Source organism: Streptomyces sp. ADMS (genome assembly GCF_033441795.1).
In the GTDB taxonomy this organism is placed as follows: Bacteria; Actinomycetota; Actinomycetes; order Streptomycetales; family Streptomycetaceae; genus Streptomyces.
The window spans coordinates 1-2,688 of the sequence record NZ_JAVFVX010000269.1; the positions used below are offsets into that span (position 1 = coordinate 1).

The 2,688-nt window shown below is 69.9% G+C and carries 2 protein-coding genes and 1 pseudogene; 1 reads left to right on the top strand and 2 read right to left on the bottom strand.

From position 1 onward, the window contains the following. Nucleotides 1-38: 38 nt before the first annotated feature. On the bottom strand, nt 39-1,595 hold the full coding sequence (locus RB628_RS40210) for an aldehyde dehydrogenase family protein (RefSeq protein WP_318325599.1): 1,557 nt from the start codon (nt 1,593-1,595) through the stop codon (nt 39-41). Between the two features lie 82 nt (nt 1,596-1,677). Then, nucleotides 1,678-2,045 (bottom strand): annotated as a pseudogene (locus RB628_RS40215) (succinate--CoA ligase subunit alpha); the annotation flags it as partial. A 253-nt stretch (nt 2,046-2,298) separates the two neighbouring features. Here RB628_RS40215 and RB628_RS40220 point away from each other — a divergent pair. After that, a partial coding sequence (locus RB628_RS40220; protein WP_318325600.1) for a CoA transferase occupies nt 2,299-2,688 on the top strand: 390 nt, incomplete at its 3' end.

Genomic DNA, 2,688 nt, shown 5'->3' on the forward strand with positions numbered 1-2,688 from the left:
AGGGCGGCGCCCCCGCACGGACGCCGCCCGGCCGCCGGTCACGGCATGAGCTGGTACTCCGGGAAGTTCCCGGGCAGCCGCTCCCCTGCCGGTCCCTGGGTCACCGCGCGCACCAGCAGGTCACCGCCGACGAACGCACCGCGCCAGGACGCGCCGAAACCGCCGAACAACTCGTCGCGGTCGCCCCGCGAACGCGGCTTGCCGTGACCGACCTTGAACGCGCGGATCTGCGGGGCGAGCCGGTCGAAGGTGGCCCGGTCGTCCGTGGACAGTGTGGCCACCAGCGCGCCGTTCGAGGCGTTCATCGCGGCCAGCAGTTCGGCCTCCGTGTCGACGAGGACGATGGTGTCGACCGGCCCGAACGGCTCCGCGTGGTGCAGCGGCGAGGACGGGGGCGGGCCCAGGAGTGTGACCGGCTGGACGTACGCCGAGGTGTCCTGGCCGGGCAGGAAGCGGGCGTCGGCCTCGCCGGCGCGGTGCAGGGGGACGGCGCCGCGGGCAATGGCCTCGGCTATCTGGTCGTGCAGTTCCTTCGCCTTGGCCGCGTTGATCACGGGCCCGAAGTCCAGTGCCGGGTACGGGTCGTCGGCCTTCTCGACGGCGAGCGGATGCCCGACGCGCAGCGTGCGCACCGCCGGGAGGTAGGCGGCCAGGAACTCGTCGAACAGCTGCCGCTGGACGACGAAGCGCGGGTAGGCCGTGCAGCGCTGCTTGCCGTAGTCGAAGAGTTTGGGGACGACGGTTTTCAGGGCGTCCCAGTCCGAGTAGTTCCAGATGCCCCAGGTGTTGAGCCCCTCCTGTTCGAGTACGTGACGCTTGCCGAGGTCGGCGACGGCCGTGGCCACCGCGGCGCCGGTGTCGCGACCGCCGACGAAGGAGACACAGCCGATCTCGGGCGCCCGCACCAGTGCCTCCGACAACTCGCCCCCGCTGCCGCTGACGAGGGTGACGGGAATCCCCTCACGGGCGGCGAGCGCGCAGGCCAGGGTCAGGCAGGCGACACCGCCGTCGGTCGGGGTCTTGGCGATGACCGCGTTGCCCGCCAGTGCCTGTACCAGCAGTGCGTGAACGAGCACGCTCATCGGGTAGTTCCAGCTGGCGATGTTGGACACCGGGCCGTCCAGCGGGGCCCGTCCGGCGACCATCGGCTCGATGCCGTCGACGTACCAGCGCACACCGTCGATGGCACGGTCGACGTCCGCCTGGGCGAGCCGCCAGGGCTTGCCGATCTCCCAGACGAGCAGGAGTGCGAGGAGTTCGCGGTGCTGGGTGAGGGCGTCGAGGGTGGCCGCGACGCGGGCGCGACGCTCGTCGAGCGGGATGTGGCGCCAGGCGCGGTGCTGGTCGAGGGAGGCGCGTACGGCCTGGTGGGCGGCATCCCGGTCCAGGCGCGGCGGGCCGGCGATGGGGGTGCCGTCGACGGGGCTGGTGGCGGGCAGGGCCCGGCCGTCCGCCCGCCAGGCGGAGTTCCAGAGGTTGAGGACGCGGTCGTCGCGGAACGCCTCGGGGGCGACGGCGAGGCATCGCTGCCAGGCGTCGGTCCAGGACGTACCGGACTTCACCACAAGGTGAGTGGGGTTGAGGGTGGCTTCCATTCGGTGTCTCCGCTCTCGGTGCACAGTCGGGGGCGGGATGGATGAACGCGGTGGTACCGGAAGGTCCGGCGGTTACGGCCTGTCAGTCACGGGTGGCGTCACGGTCGGCTTCCAGCAGGGCGAGCACGAGGCGGGCCGTCTCGGTGGGGGCGTTTTTACACCTGGACGCCGGCCGACTCCAAAGCTTCCTTCTTCGCCTGTGCCGTGCCCGCCGACCCGGACACGATGGCGCCCGCGTGCCCCATGGTCCTGCCCTCGGGCGCGGTGAAGCCCGGCCAGGTAGCCGACGAAGGGCCTGGTGACGTGTTCCCGTATGCAGGCGGCGGCGCGTTCCTCCGCGTCGCAGTCGATCTCCCTCATGAGGACGACGAGTTCGGTGTCGGGGTCGCCCTGGAAGGCGGCCACGCAGTCGATTTGGGTGGTGCCGACGACGGGGCCAACTCCCCTGCCGCCTTGGGCGAGTCGGTGACCTTCGCCCTCAGCAGGAGGATGCCGTGTTCTTCGAGGAGTCCGCGGGCCGGATGCTCGTACAGGTCCATGTTCGGCTCCCGTCTAAAAGTGCTGCACGCCCCCTGGACATCACCCATCGGATGCGGGATAACAATCTTCATACAGTATTCGTCGACTGTATGCAATGTGCCGAGCGGGGCTCGGGATCGGCGCCACCAGGACGCTCCAGGCCAACGGACAAGCGAGGTGACCTGTGACGACGAGGGCTCTTGAGGGGATTCGAGTTCTGGATATGACGCATGTGCAGTCGGGGCCGTCGGCGACGCAGATGCTGGCGTGGCTGGGCGCGGATGTGGTGAAGGTGGAGGCTCCGGGCGGGGACGTCACGCGGCGGCAGTTGCGGGATGTGCCGGATGTGGACTCCCTGTATTTCACGATGCTCAACTGCAACAAGCGCAGTGTCACGCTGAACACGAAGACCGGGCGGGGCAGGGAGATCCTGACCGAGTTGATCCGCCGGTCGGATGTGATGGTGGAGAACTTCGGGCCGGGCGCGGTGGAGCGGATGGGTTTCCCCTGGGAGCGGATCAGGGAGATCAACCCGCGGGTCGTGTACGCGTCGATCAAGGGGTTCGGTGAGGGC